The organism is candidate division WOR-3 bacterium, assembly GCA_039801365.1.
In the GTDB taxonomy this organism is placed as follows: Bacteria; Hydrothermota; Tepidihabitantia; order Tepidihabitantales; family Tepidihabitantaceae; genus JBDRUN01.
Map to the genome: position 1 here is coordinate 1 of JBDRUN010000041.1, position 19,809 is coordinate 19,809.

21 protein-coding genes are annotated in these 19,809 nt (G+C 57.3%); 10 read left to right on the forward strand and 11 right to left on the reverse strand.

The window, feature by feature from the left end; all coding sequences use genetic code 11:
- Together ABIL25_06475 and ABIL25_06480 are read right to left on the reverse strand one after the other, a co-directional pair.
- The coding region (locus ABIL25_06475; GenBank protein ID MEO0081921.1) for a 2-oxoacid:acceptor oxidoreductase subunit alpha at nucleotides 1–293 on the reverse strand (293 nt) is incomplete at its 3' end.
- A complete protein-coding gene (locus ABIL25_06480; GenBank protein MEO0081922.1) occupies nucleotides 293–664 on the reverse strand; it encodes a 4Fe-4S binding protein in 372 nt (123 codons plus the stop codon). The genes ABIL25_06475 and ABIL25_06480, both read right to left, overlap by 1 nt.
- 107 nt (nucleotides 665–771) lie before the next feature.
- On the opposite strand from ABIL25_06480, the gene ABIL25_06485 reads away from it, so the two are divergent.
- Nucleotides 772–1,011: a hypothetical protein gene (locus ABIL25_06485; GenBank protein MEO0081923.1), complete on the forward strand. Its 240-nt coding sequence runs from the start codon at nucleotides 772–774 to the stop codon at nucleotides 1,009–1,011.
- A 437-nt stretch (nucleotides 1,012–1,448) separates the two neighbouring features.
- On the opposite strand, the gene ABIL25_06490 is transcribed toward ABIL25_06485, so the two are convergent.
- Nucleotides 1,449–1,949, reverse strand: a complete 501-nt coding sequence (locus tag ABIL25_06490) for a nucleoside deaminase (GenBank protein MEO0081924.1) — start codon at nucleotides 1,947–1,949, stop codon at nucleotides 1,449–1,451.
- On the opposite strand from ABIL25_06490, the gene ABIL25_06495 reads away from it, so the two are divergent.
- From ABIL25_06495 to pyrE, 5 genes are read left to right on the forward strand one after another with little or no spacing between them, the layout of a single operon-like run.
- Complete coding sequence (locus ABIL25_06495) at nucleotides 1,936–3,963, forward strand: tetratricopeptide repeat protein (protein MEO0081925.1); 2,028 nt, start codon at nucleotides 1,936–1,938, stop codon at nucleotides 3,961–3,963. The two genes, ABIL25_06490 and ABIL25_06495, sit on opposite strands and share 14 nt — an antisense overlap.
- Complete coding sequence (locus ABIL25_06500; GenBank protein MEO0081926.1) at nucleotides 3,947–4,762, forward strand: dihydroorotate dehydrogenase electron transfer subunit; 816 nt, start codon at nucleotides 3,947–3,949, stop codon at nucleotides 4,760–4,762. Before ABIL25_06495 ends, ABIL25_06500 begins: the two co-directional genes overlap by 17 nt.
- Nucleotides 4,759–5,712: a dihydroorotate dehydrogenase gene (locus tag ABIL25_06505; GenBank protein ID MEO0081927.1), complete on the forward strand. Its 954-nt coding sequence runs from the start codon at nucleotides 4,759–4,761 to the stop codon at nucleotides 5,710–5,712. Before ABIL25_06500 ends, ABIL25_06505 begins: the two co-directional genes overlap by 4 nt.
- Before the next feature lie 2 nt (nucleotides 5,713–5,714).
- Nucleotides 5,715–6,437, forward strand: coding sequence for an orotidine-5'-phosphate decarboxylase (pyrF, locus tag ABIL25_06510; protein MEO0081928.1), 723 nt, complete (start codon nucleotides 5,715–5,717; stop codon nucleotides 6,435–6,437).
- Nucleotides 6,434–7,120 carry an orotate phosphoribosyltransferase gene (gene pyrE / locus ABIL25_06515; GenBank protein ID MEO0081929.1) on the forward strand — a complete coding sequence of 229 codons (687 nt, stop codon included), beginning with the start codon at nucleotides 6,434–6,436 and terminating at the stop codon, nucleotides 7,118–7,120. The genes pyrF and pyrE overlap by 4 nt, the downstream gene beginning before the upstream one ends.
- A 25-nt stretch (nucleotides 7,121–7,145) precedes the next feature.
- Here the strand turns inward: pyrE and ABIL25_06520 are convergent, their stop codons facing one another.
- From ABIL25_06520 to ABIL25_06535, 4 genes are all read right to left on the reverse strand, one after another.
- Entirely contained in the window at nucleotides 7,146–7,463 is a 318-nt protein-coding gene (locus ABIL25_06520; GenBank protein ID MEO0081930.1) for a hypothetical protein, read from the reverse strand.
- A gap of 30 nt (nucleotides 7,464–7,493) precedes the next feature.
- On the reverse strand, nucleotides 7,494–8,954 hold the full coding sequence (locus ABIL25_06525; protein MEO0081931.1) for a hypothetical protein: 1,461 nt from the start codon (nucleotides 8,952–8,954) through the stop codon (nucleotides 7,494–7,496).
- Between the two features lie 116 nt (nucleotides 8,955–9,070).
- Nucleotides 9,071–10,684, reverse strand: a complete 1,614-nt coding sequence (locus tag ABIL25_06530; GenBank protein ID MEO0081932.1) for a FlgD immunoglobulin-like domain containing protein — start codon at nucleotides 10,682–10,684, stop codon at nucleotides 9,071–9,073.
- Nucleotides 10,685–11,641 (reverse strand): hypothetical protein, encoded by a 957-nt coding sequence (locus ABIL25_06535; protein MEO0081933.1) that lies wholly within the window; start codon nucleotides 11,639–11,641, stop codon nucleotides 10,685–10,687. It abuts the gene before it with no gap.
- A 233-nt stretch (nucleotides 11,642–11,874) separates the two neighbouring features.
- On the opposite strand from ABIL25_06535, the gene ABIL25_06540 reads away from it, so the two are divergent.
- From ABIL25_06540 to serS, 4 genes are all read left to right on the forward strand, one after another.
- Nucleotides 11,875–12,897 carry a zinc-dependent alcohol dehydrogenase family protein gene (locus tag ABIL25_06540; GenBank protein ID MEO0081934.1) on the forward strand — a complete coding sequence of 341 codons (1,023 nt, stop codon included), beginning with the start codon at nucleotides 11,875–11,877 and terminating at the stop codon, nucleotides 12,895–12,897.
- Nucleotides 12,898–13,080: 183 nt separating this feature from the next.
- On the forward strand, nucleotides 13,081–14,163 hold the full coding sequence (gene ribD / locus ABIL25_06545; GenBank protein MEO0081935.1) for a bifunctional diaminohydroxyphosphoribosylaminopyrimidine deaminase/5-amino-6-(5-phosphoribosylamino)uracil reductase RibD: 1,083 nt from the start codon (nucleotides 13,081–13,083) through the stop codon (nucleotides 14,161–14,163).
- A 159-nt stretch (nucleotides 14,164–14,322) separates the two neighbouring features.
- Nucleotides 14,323–14,919: a riboflavin synthase gene (locus tag ABIL25_06550; protein MEO0081936.1), complete on the forward strand. Its 597-nt coding sequence runs from the start codon at nucleotides 14,323–14,325 to the stop codon at nucleotides 14,917–14,919.
- Nucleotides 14,920–15,006: 87 nt separating this feature from the next.
- A complete protein-coding gene (serS, locus tag ABIL25_06555) occupies nucleotides 15,007–16,257 on the forward strand; it encodes a serine--tRNA ligase (GenBank protein MEO0081937.1) in 1,251 nt (416 codons plus the stop codon).
- Nucleotides 16,258–16,298: 41 nt separating this feature from the next.
- On the opposite strand, the gene ABIL25_06560 is transcribed toward serS, so the two are convergent.
- From ABIL25_06560 to ABIL25_06575, 4 genes are all read right to left on the reverse strand, one after another.
- Nucleotides 16,299–16,745, reverse strand: coding sequence for a cytidine deaminase (locus tag ABIL25_06560; protein MEO0081938.1), 447 nt, complete (start codon nucleotides 16,743–16,745; stop codon nucleotides 16,299–16,301).
- A complete protein-coding gene (locus ABIL25_06565) occupies nucleotides 16,742–17,911 on the reverse strand; it encodes a phosphopentomutase (GenBank protein MEO0081939.1) in 1,170 nt (389 codons plus the stop codon). Before ABIL25_06565 ends, ABIL25_06560 begins: the two co-directional genes overlap by 4 nt.
- Nucleotides 17,912–18,062: 151 nt before the next feature.
- Nucleotides 18,063–19,481, reverse strand: coding sequence for a transglutaminase domain-containing protein (locus ABIL25_06570; GenBank protein ID MEO0081940.1), 1,419 nt, complete (start codon nucleotides 19,479–19,481; stop codon nucleotides 18,063–18,065).
- A 99-nt stretch (nucleotides 19,482–19,580) separates the two neighbouring features.
- Nucleotides 19,581–19,809 (reverse strand): hypothetical protein (locus ABIL25_06575; GenBank protein MEO0081941.1); only part of this gene is annotated, 229 nt, incomplete at its 5' end.

The following is a 19,809-nucleotide window of genomic DNA, read 5'->3' on the forward strand; positions in this document are numbered from 1 at the left end:
GGCAGTTCCGCCATTATCGAGTACCCAATACCCTCCTGCATCAGCGAAAACCCTGGCCCGGAAGTTGCGGTCATCGCCTTCAAGCCTGCGGCGGTCGCGCCATTCATGCAGCAGATTGAAGCAATTTCGTCCTCCATCTGCACGAACGTCCCCCCCACCTTGGGTAACTCCCGCGCCAAGTATTCGGCAATTTCGGTCGAGGGCGTGATTGGGTACCCAGCAAAGAACCTCACGCCGGCCCGAATTGCGCCGATGGCGCACGCCTCGTTGCCGGATAGGAGCTGCGCCGCCACTAGGAACCGCCTTTCGCCGGCTGCCTGCTGCCGTGTGCCTTGGCGTTCCCTGCGACCTGCGGATTCATCGCTCTTGCCTGTCGGTCCAGAACACCTCCGGCTGCTCCAACCCTTGAACCCTCAGCCCCTTGAACCCTCCCTTTCGTAACGAATATCGCCAGGTCCGGGCAACGCAGCTCGCACATCCGGCACGCGATGCACTTCTCCGGATACGCGACCTTGACCTTGAACCGGTCATCAAGCTCTAAGGTTCTGGTCGGGCAGAACTCCACGCATATCCGGCACCCCTTGCAGAAGTGCCGCAGTAACGTGAACCTGTGCCCGCCCGGAGTCACAACTTCGGTCGGTTCCTGTAACAGAAACTTCTTCATCGGCTATGGGTTATCTTTCTCGGCCCGAAGATTCTATGTCCGGCTCAGCCCTCGTCAACCCCGATGTTGCTGGACCCAAGCATGCCCGGATGCCTGCGCGGCTCCGCATGACTCGTTCTCGGTCGCCATCAAGCCTGTCCGAGATTCTCGCCCTTGACTTCGAATTCGGCAAAGCCAGGAGTCAGACCGATACCATCGGTAAGACCGGGCTGGAGTCCGGCTCGATGGCATGCGACCTGAGCTACGGCATAATTGGCCGCCGAACTTGTCGTGTTGCCGCGATGGTCACGCCCTGTGTCACAAATCAGGCACCGTGCGTACACGAGCACCGGCTAACCAAGCGGTAGCTCAAACTGGAGTCCGAGAGGTAGTCAGACCGGAGCCGAACGACCCACAACTCGGCCGCACTACGACCTGGCCGAAAACCAAAGATGCCATGGGTAGCCGCCTCCTTGGCGACCCCTACCCTTGAATTATGAGCCTTGGTTTTCGCTCCAACCTACAGGCAATACTGGTCTTATGTCCGGTACATTCGAATCTTCCAACTGCCGTTTGTTGCAAGATTGGCCGAAACCAGTCCAAGCAAAGACAGCGGCTTTTCCACCCCAAGAGGAACAGAATAGGAAACTTAGGCTCGGAGGCAGATATGTTCGCCGCCGGACGAATCGAGGCATGAGTACAGTAAACGCTCGCGTCACTTGGAATGAAGCAACAAGAATGGCTGCTCTCGGCCACTGACAAGGACGTTTTTCAGAAGCGTCCGCTGACTCCGGTATGCGTTCTACTAGTAGGGTTTACCCCGGCCCAGCCGCTGCCACTGATCGAACACGGCCCGACACTCCTCCCGCATGAAGCCTGGAAAGAGCTCAAGCTGATTACCGGAGAGCTTTCGGAGCTCTTCAGCGGGCAGTCGAATTTCATTGAACCCAGCCTGCTCTGCATCCTCGATACGGGCGCCGTACACTATTCTCGAAACCCTTGCCCAGTGCGCGGCAGAAAAGCACATCGGGCACGGCTCACAGGTCGCGTAGAGCGTGCACCCGGAGAGGTCAATCGTACCGAGCTTCTTGCACGCGGCCTGGATAGCGTTAACCTCGGCGTGCCGGGTCGGGTCGGTATCCTGCCACACAGTATTGCCGGTTACGGCAAGCACGCGGCCCTGCTTGGTAATACAGCATCCGAATGGAGACTGGCCCTGTTCTATTCCAGCTAGAGCGCATTGAATCGCAAGGTCCATTGCCTCTCTGTCGGTCCGCACATGTTCGGGCACAATGATCTCTCTCATCAAGGTTTATTTCTACCAGTTCGCACTCGACCTGTCAAGAACGTCGAGACCGTCTGTGAACCCTGCGCTTGACAGCAAGCACCGTCCAACTAGATTATGCGTTGAGGAAATCTTGACCAATTCCGCCCGACGCATCCTGACCCGAGTGGCAATCGTGCCACTGGTCTTGTTTGCGTCCGGATGCGCCTACTTCAACACCTTCTACAACGCCCAGAGCTACTACAAGGAAGGTGTCCGACTCAAGGAACAGAAGCAGGTCACCGCGGCAAAGGCGAAGTTCGAGAAATCAATCGAGAAATCGGCTCTGGTGATTTCGCGCTGGCCGCGCTCAACCTGGGTGGACGATGCGACGTTTCTCATCGGAATGGGCTACTACGAGATGGGCCATTACCCGAAGGCGGTGCGCCATTTCGAACAACTTGTCCTAGCGTTTCCATATTCCCGACTGGTACCGCAAGCCAAGCTGTACCGCGGACTTTCGCTCCTAAAGAATAAGGAATACGGTGTCGCAACGGTAGTGCTAGACGGGGTCAAGAGGAACTATCCACGCCTGCGCGACGTGGCCGCTTTCAACCTTGCAGCAGCATTTTATGACCGTGAAGACTACGGCCGTGCCGTGGACTCGCTCTCTGCCTTCGTCGCAAATTTTCCAACTTCACCACACGTCCGGACCGCGGTCGAACTCCTGGCCGACGCCTGCTTCCGTTTGGGGCGGTGGCCGGAGGCAGAAAAATGGTATCAACACAGCGTCCGACTGCTGCATGACCCGATAGCCCGGGCTAATGCGCGGCTGCAGATCGCCGCGGTACTGCTCGAGGAGGGCAAATACGAACAGTCGGCACGTCAGGTAGAAGAAGTTCTCGGCCGCTACCGTGACCTTGACGACCAAGCAAACCTACTTCTCGGCCGCGCACTGTACGAGCTGGGCCGACACGAGGATGCAATTGCCACCTGGGCAAAAGTACGCGGGTCGAGTGATGTCGGCGCTGAAGCATTCTTCCGCATCGGCAAGCACCACGAACAGAAGAAGAACTTTGTCGCAGCCCGAGCTTATTACGACACAGCTAAGACACGCAAGGCAAACTCGAACTATGGCGTCCAGGCAGTGAAACGACTCTCACTTCTTGATGCCTTGGCAAAGGGTGACTCGACCGTCCGCGAGCCAGCCGAGGCACGGTTCCTTCTGGCCGAAATCCACAATTTGAACTTGGCGGAATACGATGAAGCAATGAGGCTATACCAAAGTGTGTACGACTCATTTCCAGAAAGCCAGTGGGCACCCAAGGCGCTGTTCGCCAAGGCTTGGATATTGAGAAATGCGAAGGGCGACACAGCAGCCGCGATACCGGTCCTGAACCAGGTCATTGCCGAGTATCCCCAAACTGAGTACGCAGACGAGGCAAAACTTTGGCTCGGTCTACCGGTCCCGAAACGCAAGGTAGCCCAGAAAAAGGCCACCAAGCCGGACACACTCGCCGTTGCCCCTGATACCGTGAGACCAACCCCGTCCCCACTGCCATCGGCTTCGGAGACTCTCGCACACACTCCGAGCCCGCCGGAGCGGCTCCGTAAAAGGCCAAGCGCCGAAACCACGCGTTTCGTTCCGGCCGAAACACTGCCTGAAAAGATGCCGGTCAAAGCGTCCCCCGCGGAGACGGCCAAGGCCGAGCCCACGCACCCCGGGGCGCTGGTGCTTGAGATTGTTCGTTTCGACACCGACCGGTGGAACATACGTGATGCCGACGCCGAGGTCCTGCGCAGGAACGCTGAGAAGCTCAAAGCATACCCGGGGGTGAAAGTTAGGATTGTTGGACACTGCGACCCGCGAGCCTCTGATGCATACAACATGACACTGGGCCTGAAGCGGGCTGATGCGGTAAGGATGTTCTTGGCTGACGCCGGTGTGGACGCAGCGCGACTTGAAGTCCGAAGCGAAGGCGAGCACAAGCTGATTTCAACCAGACCGGAAGAGTATTGGCTCGACCGCAGGGTAGAGTTTGAGCTTATTGACTAGCCGGCCCGCGCTGGTCGTGGGCAGAACCTGGCTGACCGCTGACATCGTCTCTTTCTGGATCAGGGAAACCATTCTGGCAAGAACTGTCGACCCCGGTCAGTTTCTTGGTGTCAGACCCGGCCTTGGCCCTGACCCCATGCTACGCCGACCACTCTCGGTGGCGGACGTAGCTGGCAACCGGCTGAGGCTCATCTTCCAAGTGAGAGGCCGAGGTACTGAGATGCTTGCCCGGGCGAAACCCGGAGACTACCTTGACGTACTCGGCCCCCTGGGTAAGCCAGCGCCGCCTCTGGATCAATACAGACTGGTCGTCTGCGCCGGCGGAGTGGGCGCGGCCCCTCTTCTGTACTACGTGCGACGGATGAAGAAGCGCAGGCACACTCAGGTTTTTCTTGGCGCACGAAGCAAAGAACGGCTCATACTCGTGGACGAGTTCCAGCGCACCGGCGTACCAGTCATGGTGGCGACTGACGACGGCAGCGCCGGATATCACGGAACGGTAACGGAGCTACTGGTGAATAGAATCCGGGTTCAAGACCCCGAAGGGACTGGAAAGAAATACGGAGCGCAACAGACAGGAGGCGTGAAGCGGCTCGTGGTGCTGGCTTGTGGGCCGAAGCCGATGCTTGCCGAGCTGGTTTGTCGCCTGGCCCCGTTTCCGGTCTGGGGATATATCGAGGAACGGATGGGATGTGGCACCGGAATATGCTACTGCTGTGCTCTGCCTAGAAGAGACGGCGGGTACACCCGATTCTGTCAGGAAGGGCCGGTGGTATTGCTGAACGAGGTCATACTGTGAAGGTCCACACCCGGTTCGCCGCCGGCCGCTCACGGTCAAGGATTACAACTTGTGGTCCAGCTGCCATCCGCGTCGGTCAGACCATGTTCTCCAACCCGGTGCTAGCCGCATCCGGAACTTGGGAGTTCGGTCTGCGATTCAGACGTATCTCGAACCAGCTTGGCGGTATCATAACCAAGGGCATCACGCTCGATCCCAGGCCCGGAAACCCGCCACCTAGAATCTGTGAGTTCCCGGGCGGCATCCTGAACTCAGTCGGACTCGAAAACCCCGGACTTGTTGCATTTCGTACCAAGATTTTGCCTCGCCTAAACACGCTCAAGTGCCGAGTAATTGTCAACATAGCCGGTTTCAAGCTCGGAGAGTACCCAAGGCTTGTCTCCGAGCTGGACGAGAAAAAACTCGACGGGTTCGAATTGAACGTATCGTGCCCAAACGTGAGACATGGCGGCGTAGCGTTCGGGCAGAGCCCTACGATGGTTGAGCGAATAACAGCACTGGTCCGCAAGCAGACGCGCAAGACTGTTATCGTCAAGCTTACAGGGAATTTTGTTGACCCGGCCGAGACCGCAAGAGCAGCCGAGGCCGCAGGAGCAGACGGCGTAACGGTACTGAACACACTTTACGGTCTGGCTCTGGATGAAACAGGCAGACCTTTCCTCGGTGGCGTAACCGGAGGCATCTCCGGCCCCGCGCTGAAACCTTTCGCACTCTTCTGCGTTGAACGGGTCGCGCGGGCAGTCGACATCCCAGTCATTGGCTGCGGTGGTATCGCGAGCGGCCGGGACGCGCTGGATTTCCTCAGTGCGGGAGCGAAACTGGTGCAGGTCGGTACCGCGAGCTTAGTAGACCCGAGTGCACCACTTCGGGTCTGGCAGGAACTCAGGGACTGGCTCAGTCGGAACAGCGTGAAGTCGTGGGAACAGGTTGTTGGTCGCACGAGGAGATAGCGATGACAAAGTTGGCGTTGGCTCTGAATGTAGCCCAGCAAAACAAGGCGCTTGAGTGGCTGGACCGCATCGGAAACCGAGTTGACTGCTACAAGTTGCAGATGGACCTCTTCGGCCGAGCCGGACCGGGTCTGGTACGAGAGTTCGTGAGACGGGGCGCGTCAGTATTCCTCGACCTGAAGTTCCACGACATACCGACGGTGGTGGCGGACGCGGTCAGTGCGGCCGCGGACATGCAGGTATCGCTCTTGACCGTGCATGCAACCGGAGGTACGAAAATGCTTGAGGCCGCGGCCGAAGCATCGCACAAGGCCGGCAGCGGCCGACCTTTGGTGATTGCCGTGACGGTGTTGACAAGTCTCGATGAACTCGAGCTGTACCGAGTATTCGGCTTCTCAGGAACTGTCCGTGAGAGAGCGTTAGCTCTTGCGCAACTCGCCAAAGCCTCAGGATGCGATGGCATCGTCTGTTCTGCCCAAGAACTGAGCAGTATCAAAGCCGAATGTGGACGGAATTTCCTTGCCGTTTGCCCGGGTATTCGACTGGCCGAAACTCGGAAGCAGTCTGTTTCAGGTCCTCCTGACGACCAAGCAAGGATAGGCACTGCTCAACAGGCCGTAGCGGACGGCGCCGACTACATCGTGGTCGGCCGGCCAATATATCGGGCCAAGGACCCGTTGGCGACGATTGCCGAAATCAGAAAACAGATGGAGAGAACAAAGTGAGTGGGAAACAAATCAAAGCCAAGAGCAAGAAGACAAGCCCTTGGAAGGAACGCCAGAAATTCAGACGCGCCAAGCAGCCGTCACCAGTACCAGCTCCAACTCGCAGGACACCAAACCAAGATACCTTTGCCGAGTTGCTCAGACAGCATGGCGTGTTGCTTCACGGTCATTTTCTGCTAAGTTCGGGTCGGCATTCGGCCCAGTACTTTGAGAAGTTCCGCATACTTGAGAATCCCGCGCTCTGTGAGACATTTGCCCAGGCTCTTGCCAGCCGGTTCGTTGACAAGAATCCGACCGTTGTCTGTGGACCGACTACCGGCGGAGTAATAATCGCCTACGAAGTCGCTCGACAACTTCAATGCAGATGCGTAATTGCTGAAAAAACCGACAGCGGTCGAAAGATAGGTCGTGGGTTCAAGCTAGGGCCTGAAGACAGGGTACTGGTTGTTGACGACGTAATGACGACCGGCGGGTCGCTAGTCGAGACACTGACCGCACTGGATGAGTTCCCGTCAAAGGTGGTGGGGGTTGGTGTATTCATTGACCGGAGTGGCGGCAACAACAAGCTAGGCCAACCGTATTCGTCCGTCTATTCGCAGACCATGGAAACGTGGGACCCTGGCAATTGTCCATTGTGCCGGTCTGGCACACCACTCAGTGTGCCAGGCCGCGGCGGTGGGTAGCGACCGCACGGCACGGTCGAAGTAACTACCCTTTTTTCTTCTCGGCCTCGTATTCCTTCTGCCTGGCCTGGCGGTCGGCCTGCAGCTTGGCCAGCTTCTCGACAAGCTGTTTGATGCGAGTATCAACCACAACCGGTGCATTCGTCTCAGCCGACACTTGTTCATACACCACGCCGCCAAGCTCAGCCAGCCCCCTCTCAATCTGCCGGCTCAGGTTCACGATGTCCATCTTAAGACGGCCGCGACGAGTCAGGTCCTCGGCTTCCTTGATTGCGCTCCTGGTAGCATCAGTAAGCCATTCGCAGACGTCTTCCCAGAGTGTCTTCAGGTCCTTGTCACTCATGACCCGATTCTAACCCCAAGCCTGCGCTAGTCAACGCACTACGAGCAGTCGCCGCCTCCCGTTGACATGCACCCCAGGCACCAGAAAGTAGACGCCAGCCGAGACAGAAGCTCGTTCAACTAGGCGACCACTAACTGAAACCAGGTTCACGTTGCCACTTATTCGCCAAAGGTCCCGTGCTCTGACTACGGTAGGCGCAGGCCGTGATTCTGAAGCTACCGAACACTGCTCAGCAATTGCACCAGTGACCGATGCCTGGTACGAGTAGCCGATACGCCCGGCCGGGTTGTGATTCACAGGAATCAGATAGACCAACTGATAGGCGGTATCAAAGCCCGGGACCAAAGTGGTTCCGTGCTGAACCGAGTCGAGCTCCACGGTATCAAGCAGAATCCGACCGTTGATGGTGTCCTCGCCGAACACAAAAACGTGGAAGTTACCGAAGTCTTCACCGTCGAACTCAAGTTCCAGCGTGCGGCCGCGACCGAACAGCACATGCTCACCGGCCCAGCGGGCAAGGTCGGCCGAGCGCGCCACCGGGTATGACACATGGTACGCGGTTGTAGCAAAATATGGCACCCGCTCGCCAAAGTATCCGTACTTGCCTCCGGCGAAACTCGTGTCGTTGATGCGGCACGCAACAACCCACTGGTCCAACACTCCTTCGAACCGCTCGGACAGTCCGGTCGCCTCAAAACCCGCGTCTACGCCAGCAAGGCCGCGTTCTGGTGAAGCAATGATGTTGTGAATGAGCTCGGTGCCGACACGACCGCCGTACTGTTCATACAAGAATAGAGACCAGAGATAGGTCTTGATGTAGTCGGCCCATGACCCGCTCCAGGCTGTAAGGTCATTGTCCGAGTTTGAAGGAAAACCGGAAATCCTGTCGGGCGCCCCAAACAACCACATCGCAAGTTCACAGAACCCTTCCTGAACCCAGGTTTCCTCAGCTTGATCATAGTTCCACTGAATCATATGGCCGAACTCGTGGGCCGCGATGGCAATTCGATAATCCTCAGATGGACTATTTGGATAGCAGTCAAGATACACGCACTCGACCTCGTTAGAATGATAGCCCCACATCCGCATGGCGGTCGAGTCGTAGTACTCGTCGAAGTATTGCCAGAATCCGTCAAACGCAATACCGTGATAGGTACCGATATTGTAGTAGAACAGATACACGGCCGAGTCATTGTCAATTGCATCCGGCGGCATACCCAGGTTTGTGGTGTTGTGGTACCACACCCCGTGCCACGGGTCCCGCGGGCTGGAGTTCTCAAACCGCTCAACAATTCTCGCGGCGTCGGCCGAGTCCACAAGCCCAGCGTTCCACACCGAGTCATCAACCATCACGTAACAGTGCAAGCCCCGAGCCCGACAGGTCATTTCGGCCTGATACTGTCGGGGCGGCATCACGGTCATGTTCTGAAGCCAAACCAACCGCTTTTCGCCCAGCGCCGGAGGATTAGCGGAACGCTTGGTTTCAGGCATCGGCAGTGCTACGTTTGGAAAGAGTCGATCAAAGATGGGAGTAGCGCAATTCATCGGTGCAGAACTGGTCTGCCCGAACAACAACAGAACAACGACAAGCATTCTATCCCCGAACCCTACTGGGTCAGTACGAGCTTGGCATTCGCAACGCCGGAACAGGCATAGTAACAGCCGGGCGGGACTCTAACTCCGACGCCATCACGACCGTCCCAGGTCGCGGACCCGGAGCCCGACGGACCATGACTAACCGCAAGCCTCCGGACGAGCTGGCCGCTCATGTCGTAGATCCTCAGTTCTGTGGAGCTGTCAGCCGACAGCCGCAAGTAGACAGCCGTCCCGGACGGGTTGGGAGAGGCAAGTATAGTAGGTCGCAAGAACCGGAAAGCCAGGTCGCACTCGCCGACACCTGAAGCTCTCCCACGCCACACACAAACCGGGTTGTTCGAGACCGCGCCGACACTGTCCGAATTGAACCCAGCGATGCTGTCCTGAATGAACGCGATTGCGAGCGAGTCGCCCGAGCAGTTACGGGCAATGTTCGGAAACCGCTTGGAACTCTGGTCCGGTGCGGTCAGCCGAACCGGAGCAGACCAGTTGACGCCGTCCGCAGACGAGGCCAGGAATACGTCGGCGCGAAGCAGGCTGGTTGAAGGTTCGACATTACTGGAGTCAAACTGCTCCCACGCAACGAACAGCCGACCGGTTGCACGGTTCTGGCCTAGACTCGGCCGGTCGCAGATTGAAGCGTGGGGGCCAAACCCGCCGGCGAGCGTGTGAGACTCGGCTCGGTGGATCCGATGCCAGGTGGCAGTTCCCGAGCTGTACAACCACAATTCGGCCGGATTTGGGAGTACCGAGTCCGCAACCGAAGGAGAAACCGTGGTCACGAGCAGCCAATCATCGTTCATATCGAACAGGCCGGACGCCCCGCGAGCGCAAACAGTGACGGTATCGCCACCGTATGCCGCCGGTGCCGACAACTGCATCACCGGTTCCCAGGTCGCACCGCCGTCAGTCGAGAGCCGGTAGTACAACCCAAGCGAGTCCCCATTTCCTCTCATCCATGTCGCAAGCAGTTTGTTGGACTGAGTCGAGGCAACCAGGTTGTGGCCGAACGCCCCAGTCTGACTCCAGCCAACCGGAGTCTCCCAGGTGCACCAGAACGTCGAGCGCGAGTAGTACAGATTGTCCTCGGCTGCGAACTTGATGGTCAACAGGTGAACAGTAAAGTCAGGTGTCATCGCAACAATCGGAAGGAAATAACCGGTCAGTGTCGGCGCACCGACGCATTCGTCAAAGATACCCGCACCAGGCAAGAGGTCCCGGGCCAGGGTCGGTGCGAACTGAGGTGGCATGCCACCGGCATTATAGTGACAGCCGATGAGCGCGACACCATCCTGTGGACTCACTTCGAGCGTACCGTACCCGGTACGGCGACTTACCGGCTTCATCCCTGAATTCATGAAGTCCGGTTCAGTCCAGTTCCATGAGCCGGTGGATAGGTCGTAGAAGTTGTACTTCATGTTGCGGTCTGGCCAATTCGACCCGTGGGGCTGGGCTGAGTACATCCAAGCAACGTGGATACCGACACCAGACACGAAACCGACCCATTGCAGGGATGGACCTGAGTTCTGGTTGTCGTAGGTCGTGCCGCCTACTGTGTCCAAGACACCGGCCGGCTGGGCCATGGTTAGACCACCAAGGAAGATAAGTATGCCCATAGTTCTCATCTAGTTCTCCTTCGACTCCGATCTGGGCGGCACGATTCGTTGGCCTCGCCACCTGCCGGGCGAGTTGTCGAACACCTGGACAACATGGTAGATGACGCCAATGGACTTGTGCGGAGACTGGCCGTGGAAGTAGTCGTGAACAAGGTTAATGTATTCGACCGCCTGCCTTTGATACTCGGTAAGTCCGGGGTCGTCGGGATGAAGCATCTGGGCGATGCAGCGCAGTTCATACGACTTGGGCAGGTCCAAAAAAACGACTGCAACGCCCGGGTCGGTCATCTGATTCAGAAAAGTATGAGTCTCGAAGTCCGGACTCGCATACAGCTCAAGCGAACTCTGTTTGGTCAGGTCAAATACTTCGGCTCCCCTAGCGTACAGACTCTCCAGAGTCCTTAGTTTGTCAGACAGGGAATCGTTCCACGTACGCTTGAGCAACCCGGCTACCTCGGCCAACTTCTCCGGTTTGGGCAACCAGCCCATCCCCTTGACCGCATTGTTCACAGTGAACTCAGTGTCTCGGCGTCTCGCTCCGTGACTGGCAACAATACCGTTGTGCGGGCCGGATAGAGTCGGCATGCGCATTTCCTTGGAACCGAGCAATTCGCGGTACTCGGCCAGTTGCCTGAGCCGGCCTTGGAAGTTCCACTTCTGGAAATCTTCCGGCAGCTCCACAACATCGAAGTCCTGCCATCGGCCATCAACCCTGGCCCGGATTATGCCTTTGCCGAGCGCGACATCGTCAACCACGTCTTGATGGAACCAGCCCGACCACTTACCCTTCTTGCCCGAAGGGTCTGACGTGTCGGGTGTAAACTTCACATCTTTCCAGTATGTCACGTCGCCCTGCTCAGGATTGTCGAACTCGGACCTTGTGCCCGCGGACGGCCCAGGACAGCGGCAAGACAGCACCAGCGCGGCTAGACAAGTAGCAGTCAACAGCATCCTCTCGGACATCATGCACTCCTTTCCGCATTTCCTCCCCGAAATTCTGACCGGATGCGATGGACGCCACGTCCTTACCGCAGTTCGAGTCGCTCCTGTCGAGTGACTCTAGCCTGTAGAGCTCTCGCATAGCAGGAATCAAGGGGGGGGGTACTCACAAATAGACTGCTGCCATGTTGGATTCTAACGGCAACGCACCTAGTGTCAAATCCTTGATTCGTCCTTACCGCCACGTATGCTGAGCTGATATGAAAGCAATGATTCTGCACCAGTTCGCTAGTCTCGAACAGCACCCGGAGCCATTGAAGCTAGTCGAGATGCCCGAACCTTTACCTGGAACCGGAGAGATTCTCCTGCGCGTGACGGTCTGCGGAGTGTGTCATACTGAACTGGATGAGATTGAGGGCCGAACCCCGCCGCCGAGGCTGCCGGTAATCCCAGGACATCAGGTGATCGGCCGAATAGAGAAGTGTGGTCCCGGTGCGAACCGATTCAGCATTGGCGATCGAGTCGGTGTCGGGTGGATATTCTCGGCTTGCGGGCGGTGCGAACACTGCCGGCGTGGAGAAGAGAACCTGTGCCCTGAGTTTGCTGCCACCGGACGCGACGCGAATGGTGGATACGCCGAGTTCATGGTCGTGCCCGAAGCATTCGCCCACACGATTCCCGACATCTTCTCTGACATCGAGGCGGCACCACTTCTGTGTGCCGGGGCAATCGGTTATCGTTCGCTCCGACTTGCCGGCCCTTTCAATACCCTGGGACTGACCGGATTCGGTGCTTCCGGACACCTGGTACTCAAGATGGCAATGCATCAGAACCCGAGGGCGCAGGTATATGTATTTGCCCGCAGCAAGTCAGAGCAGACATTTGCCCTTGAACTCGGCGCAACATGGGCTGGAGATACTGAAGACAACCCAGGCATCGGCCTTGACGCTATCATTGATACGACGCCGGTCTGGAAGCCCATGGTTTCAGCGCTGGCCGTACTCAGACCCGGCGGTCGGCTTGTGGTCAACGCCATCCGAAAAGAAGAGTCGGACAAAGCCGAGCTATTGAAACTGGACTATCCGAAGCACCTCTGGATGGAAAAGGAGGTTAGAAGCGTAGCCAACGTCACGCGCCAGGATATCGCTGAATTTCTTTCACTTGCAGCCAAGGCCCCCATCCGGCCTGAGGTCAAGGAGTATCGGCTTGAAGACGCTAACCAGGCTCTCGCAGACCTCAAGGCCCGCCGCATTCGTGGGGCCAAAGTGCTCATCGTCGGCTGACACTGCGCGGCGGACAGCGATAGGGAATTGGCGTGATTGGATTGTGGCAATAGAACCGTCGCTTACGTTACTCTGCCAGCAATGACTTATTGCACACACGAAGCTCGGCAGCCTTAGCAACTCAACTCCTTGGTATCACGACTTAGTTTCTTGACAATAGAAAGACCAGTTCTATGATTGGCCGTGCACGAGTGGATGATGATGCTCGCGCTGAACTTGGCTCGACGCGGCCAGGGTTTTACATCTCCCAATCCAATGGTGGGTGCAGTGTTAGCCAGAGGGAACAAAGTGTTTGGTGTCGGCTATCACCGAGTCTTCGGCGGGCCACACGCGGAAATCGAAGCGCTGAAACAAGCTGGCCGTAGTGCCCGTGGAGCAGACCTGTACGTTACGATGGAACCGTGCTGCTTCTGTGGCAAGACCGGAGCCTGTACTGACGCACTGATTCGAGCAGGGGTCAAACGGGTTTTTGCGGCGACACTGGACCCTCACCCAAAGGTTCGGGGCCGCGGGATAAGATGCCTGCGCCGAGCCGGAATCCGGACACATGTCGGAATGCTCTCTGACGACGCACGTAAGCTGAATGAGGCGTACTTCTGCTTCCACAATCAGCATCGGCCTTTTGTTGTGCTCAAACTGGGTCTGAGCCTTGACGGTATGGTTGCCACGCGCCGCGGAGAGTCGAAATGGATAACCGGCCTCAAGGCCCGACAACACAACCAGAAGTTACGGCAAGTGTCAGATGCCGTGCTCGTGGGTGTGAATACGGTACTGCTCGACAACCCAAGGCTCGATTGTCAGCTCAGGCGAAGAAAACCTATCTTGAAGGTCGTGCTTGATACCGAGCTGCACGTTCCTGCCGGCAGCAGATTCATAAGAACCAATGGGCAGGCCTTGATACTGACCGGGTCGCAGAGTGCACGACGTAGGAAAGCACTTGAACGTGTCGGTGTCGAGGTAGCCACGGTGCGTCGGACGGAAGACGGTTTCCTTATGTGGGATGACGTTCTAAATGAGCTGTATCGTCGTGACGTGATGTCAGTGCTGATTGAGGGTGGAGCGACCGTGGCAGCTTCAGCCCTGGACGCCAACATTGTGGATAAGGTGTATGCATTTCACGCACCAAAGATACTGGGGGCGGGGCGTAGCCTCGGCATGAAAATGAGACCCCGAAGTCTGAAGCAGGTATTGACCCTGAAGCCGGTGTGGCACGAGTGTTACGGTGAGGACGTGCTGACCGTGGGATACCTGAAGAAACCAGGATAACGAGCCTGCAATGACCAGCCCGAAGGGAACGTGCAGAGAACAAAAGAAAGCAATGGAAAGGTGCCAAGATAGCGACCAAACCGTACTTGCCCCTTCAACTTGTTCCTGCAGCATTCTTTGTCCCTGCCACTTTGTGCTTGAGAACGGCATGGAGGGTAGTTGTTCACTGGGCTGATCGAGGAAATCGGCCGGCTGGCAAACACGGCGGACACGAGAGGGAATCTGGTACTGACGATTGAGGCCGGCTTTGCTCCTCAGCTCAGGCCCGGCGACAGCGTCGCCGTGGACGGCTGCTGCTTGACGGTCATCAAAGCAAACAGCTACCGGTTCCAGGTCGAGGCGGTTGCGGCAACCTTGAAGCAGACCACTCTGAGTGAGCTTCATATCGGCTCCAGGGTAAACCTCGAACGTGCGCTTGTGCTCGGCGACCGACTGGGCGGCCACTTTGTGCAGGGCCACGTAGATGAGCTAGCGGTGCTGACTAATGTCGAGCGTGTAACCGGATCCTGGGGCATGGCTTTCAGAGTGAAGGCAGAGAACCGCAGATTCCTTGTCGAACACGGCTCAGTGTGTGTGAATGGCGTGAGCCTTACCATCGCCGGGCTGAAACCTGAAGGTTTCCGCGTCAATGTCATTCCCCATACCTGGAACAACACGAATCTGAAGGAACTTCGCGTCGGCAATAAGGTGAATCTAGAGTATGACCTGCTAGTGAAAGCAGTTTGGCGGACACTTGGTACAAGAATGGGAACTTAGGAATCGAACAGCGGAAGTCATGGTCAGAAGCAAACTTTGGCTTACCAATGTTTGACCTAGTCGTGAGATATTCCTAGAATCCCGAACATGAATCTCAAGTTCGTTCGCGAACACCCCGAGGAGGTCCGACGCATCCTGGAATTGCGGCGATGCAGTGTTGACCTTGACCGCATACTCAGCCTTGACACGGAACGCAAGAAGCTTGCGCAGGAACGGGACAAGACCAAATTTGAACAGCGGCAGGTGTCGGAGGAAATCTCTCGCGCAAGACGAATAAGACAGACATGCGATGACCTTGTCGACAAAGCCAAGGTTTTTTCTGACAAAGTAAAACAGCTTGAGGCCACCCTCGCCGTGCTTGAGAACGAACTAGAGACGCTGGCTAAGACTCTGCCCAATAGGACCCACGAATCGGTCACAGCACAAGAGGAGATTGTAGACCAGTGGGGAGAGATACCGAAATTCAACTTTCAGCCACTGGCGCACTGGGACTTGGGTGAGGCACTGGACATAGTTGACCTGAGGGCTGCAGCCCGACTTGCCGGCTCGCGATTCATCGTATTCAAGGGATTGGGTGCTCTACTGGAGCGGGCGCTGATTGCGTATTTCCTCGACCGACATACCAGACAGAACGGATACGCCGAGCTTGCGATGCCGGTCTTGGCAAACCCGGCGTGTATGGAGGGTGCAGGCCAGTTGCCGCACCTCGAGTCTGAAATGTACGCGATGCGGGACGACCCGTACTATCTGATACCAACCTCAGAGACGATGCTCGCCAACCTGCATCGCGAGCAGACCCTTGAAGAAGCAGACCTGCCAAAGAGGTACGTTACCTACTCGCCCTGCTTCCGACGCGAAGCCGGCTCGTATGGCAAGGACGTGCGGGGAATGATTCGTGTACACCAGTTCGACAAGGTTGAGATTTTCCGGATCACGAGGCCCGAGGCCTCCTACCAAGCGCTGGAGGAAATGAGACAGGAGGTCGAGTCACTGGTCCGCGAGCTCGGTCTCCCCTACCGCGTAAAGCGACTTGCAGCGTGGGACATCGCGTACCAGTCGGCCAAGACCTACGACATCGAGGTCTGGGCGGCCGGTGTTGGCAGATGGCTAGAGGTTTCCTCGATTTCTAACTGCGAGGACTATCAGATGCGTCGGACCAAGACGCGGCTCAGGACAAGGGACGGCAGGATGGCCTGGCCGCACGCGCTCAACGGCTCAGGTCTCGCCCTACCGCGAACATTCATTGCCATCATTGAGAATTTCCAGCAGCCGGACGGCTCAGTTATCGTACCAGCTGTGCTTCGGCCCTACATGAACGGACTAGAACGAATCGCCTAGAGAGAAGAAAGCCTGCCTCGAACTACTTGGCGGCTATTGTCCTATTGACGGCTCGGCGCAGCAGCGCGAACACGTCGTGCGGGGCGTCCTTTCTGTCTGGGCCTAAGCCGGAATTTGTGCGGCAGTAGGTCCGGCAGGCGGTAGTACCTAGTCTGTTTTCCGTTGGTGAGAATCACCTCAGCGTCGACACCGAACTCGCAGACTACCTGCAGGCAAGCACCGCAGGGAACAGTGGGTTCTCTTGTACTTGCGAAGACCGCAACTGCCTTGATGTGTCTTGCACCTTCTGACACGGCCTTGAATATGGCGACCCGCTCGGCGCAGGTGGTCAGACCGTAGGAGCTGTTCTCGACATTGCAGCCAGTGTGAATTCGGCCCCTCTCATCCAACACTGCTGCGCCAACCTTAAGCTTTGAGAATGGTGCGTAGGCATTACCAACAACAATCTTGGCAGCGCGGGCTAGACGAAGTCTCTGGTTCCGGGTCATGCTGTGACCTCCTTCAAGAAGCTTGTGCCATCCGAGCACGGTGTCACATTGAGGAATTCTGCCGCGGTCTGGCCAAGGTCGGCAAACGTCGGCCGGGATCTAAGGTTCACTCCGTGCCTGATGGAGAGGCCAAACACAAGCAGTGGTACATACTCACGTGAGTGGTCGGTCGAGGGCGTTGTCGGGTCATTGCCGTGGTCCGCAGTGATGAAAATAAGGTCTCCAGGCTTCAACCGGGCGATGACTTCAGGTAATCGGCGGTCGAATTCCTCAAGACCGCGAGCAAATCCCAGTACGTCGTTACGATGTCCCCAGTCCATGTCAAACTGGACAAGGTTGGCGAAAACCAAACCGCGCCCCAGTCCATCCAGTACCTGCAGGACAAGATCCATACACTCCATGTTGTTGAGCGAGTGATGCGTCTCGGTGTACCCTTGCCCGGCGAACAGGTCGTCAACTTTGCCGATGGCAACGACTGGCAGCCCGGCGTCCTTCACTCGGTCGAGCAGAGTCGGACTCGGTGGTGGACACGAGAAATCTCGGCGCCGATGGGTCCGGATAAACGAACCTGGCGCGCCGGCAAAGGGCCGAGCGATAACTCGGCCAACGCGCAGCGGACCGTCCAACATTCTGCGGGCGATCTCACAGAAATGATACAAGTCTTGGATGGGAACAACGTCTTCGTGGCATGCGATCTGAAACACGCTATCGGCTGAGGTGTACACTATCGGCCAGCCAGTTCTCATGTGCTCCTCGCCGAGGCGTCGGATTATCTCGGTCCCGGATGCTGCAACGTTACCAAGGACCTTGCGGCCGATGGCCTGCTCGAATCTGCTAACAAACTCAGGCGGGAAGCCGTGGGGGAATACCGGAAACGGCTGGTCAACAATAAGGCCGGCGACTTCCCAATGGCCGGTCGTCGAGTCCTTCCCAGCGGAAGCCTTTGCCATCCTGCCGAAGCAAGCCTCAGACATGTCCTGCACTGGCACGCCCATAATCGGCGTGACATTCCCCAGTCCAAGCCGACCCAGATTCGGAAGAACAAGACCACCAACTGCACTGGCGGTGTTCGCCAATGTGTTCGAACCTTCGTCACCGAACTCACCGGCATCTGGCATCTCGCCACACCCGAGGCCGTCAAGCAGAATAATGACAACCCGACTCACGGTCGCAAGAATCCCCCGGCGTTCTGCGCCAGAAGTAGGGTACTCCGTCTCCGAAACCCCAACTGTCGGTTGCCCTGGACCTGGTCAGAGATTTCCGGCGTTGCTTCAGATTCCGGGCGTCGGATGCCTGTTCCCCGGACCTTCGCTCCCCCTACTTCCCGTTCGTCAAGTTCCATTCCCGGAGCGTAATACCAATCCTACCAACAAGCGCAAGAATCTGTGTCTGCTCACTCAATTCACCCTCGGCTAGTTTCAGGTGCAGCGCGCTGGCTGGAAACTCTCCAAAAGTTGCATCCACCGGAATCCACTGACCGAGAAAGACCTCGTTCCATGCGTGGTAGTAGAACGCTCCATCCATGTAAACCAGTCCGGCGACAAGTTTGGTCGGTATTCCGAGCGAACGGGCAAGCGCGGCAAAGAACACCGCGTGTTCGTTACAGTCACCCCTCATGTTCCTGAGTACGTCAAGTGCGGTCGGGAATGAAGCGGTCGGCTCCTTGGCTACGGCCGTGAAAACCCACGACACGAGCTGACGCACCGCGGCAACCAGATCCGGCTGTTGCCCCACAACCTCCAGCGCCTTCCTCCTTATCGCTTCGTTGTCTGACTGCACGGTCAGCGACGCCTTCACAAACTCATCCTGACCTGCAACCGGCGCACTGAACCTTTCCGGTGCGGCTGGAGATGTGATTTCGAGCACGAATGGCGACTTGCTGACCATCTTCTGATGGTCGCTCTCAAACCGGAACTCCCCTGGGTCGAGCCCGCTAATCTCCAGCCTGGCGCGACATACTCTGGATGGTTCATCAATCACTGCGACAACCGGCACTCGGAACATGCGCAAAAGGTCAAGCCGGGTCTGGCCGCCTTCCATTGCCATTGCCTTCTCTGGCGTGGTCCTCACCGACCGCATCCTCGGCGGTGATAACTCGACCAATGGCATGCCGTTCTCATCGAGCCAGCTCGTCATCTCGACCTGGCCGAGCCGGGTCTTGACCTTCAGCCCTTCCACTTCCTCGCCACCGACCTTGATTCTCTCCTTACCCTCGACTGCCACCTCGACCGTCATGACCGACATTACTGAGACATCGAAGACGGGAAACCGGTAAACCGAGTCTTTCGCCGGACGTCGACGCATCACAAGCTGTCCGAGCGCAGCCATTGGATAGACCGCTCTGTCCAGAGGAATCGTCCTCGGCGTGTCACCAGTGCCTTCGACTACAAGCTCCTTGCCCTGCACCTGCCCGGAAACGCTCAGACTACGGTCCTGCGACCGGAAGCTGAACGTAAACGACTGCAGTGTAAGGTCCAGGCCGGTCACGACCTCTGAGAAAGAACGGACGTCCTGAGTCTTCCCGCCCATCGTCACATTCATCCTCATGAGGCTCTCAAAACGGTAACCGTCCGCGAGCTGGTCTTGCCTTGATACTGAGTAGCCAACCTTGGTATCCTCAAGATAGGTCACGAGCCAGGTCTCCGCCATCCTCCGACCCTGCGTCCTGTCTCTCCTGTCTGGACAGCCGGCCGTCACAAGCACCGCGACGATCAGTAAAGTGAGTTTTGCCTTCATTGCTGCTTTCCTTTCATGCTTCTCAAGAATCGGCCTCGGGCAATCGTCTCCGCTCTAAGGCTATCGTCCCCTGAACGTCTGTCAAATCATCTCGGCAGTTCAGAGGGCCGGCCAAGGCACATCGTGACCCCCTGCCTGACGCTTGCGCGTTTCATATGATACCCGTAGCGCCAGCAACTCGTCAAGGTCGAGCGCAGGCAAGGTAGTATCCTTATTTGTGTGTAACTTGGCTGGAAAAAGGGTCGGGCAGGGTGTATCCTTCTGGCCCGACCGAGTAATGATCGTAACACTATCAAACCATGGAGGATAAACCCATGCCCGAACCCTA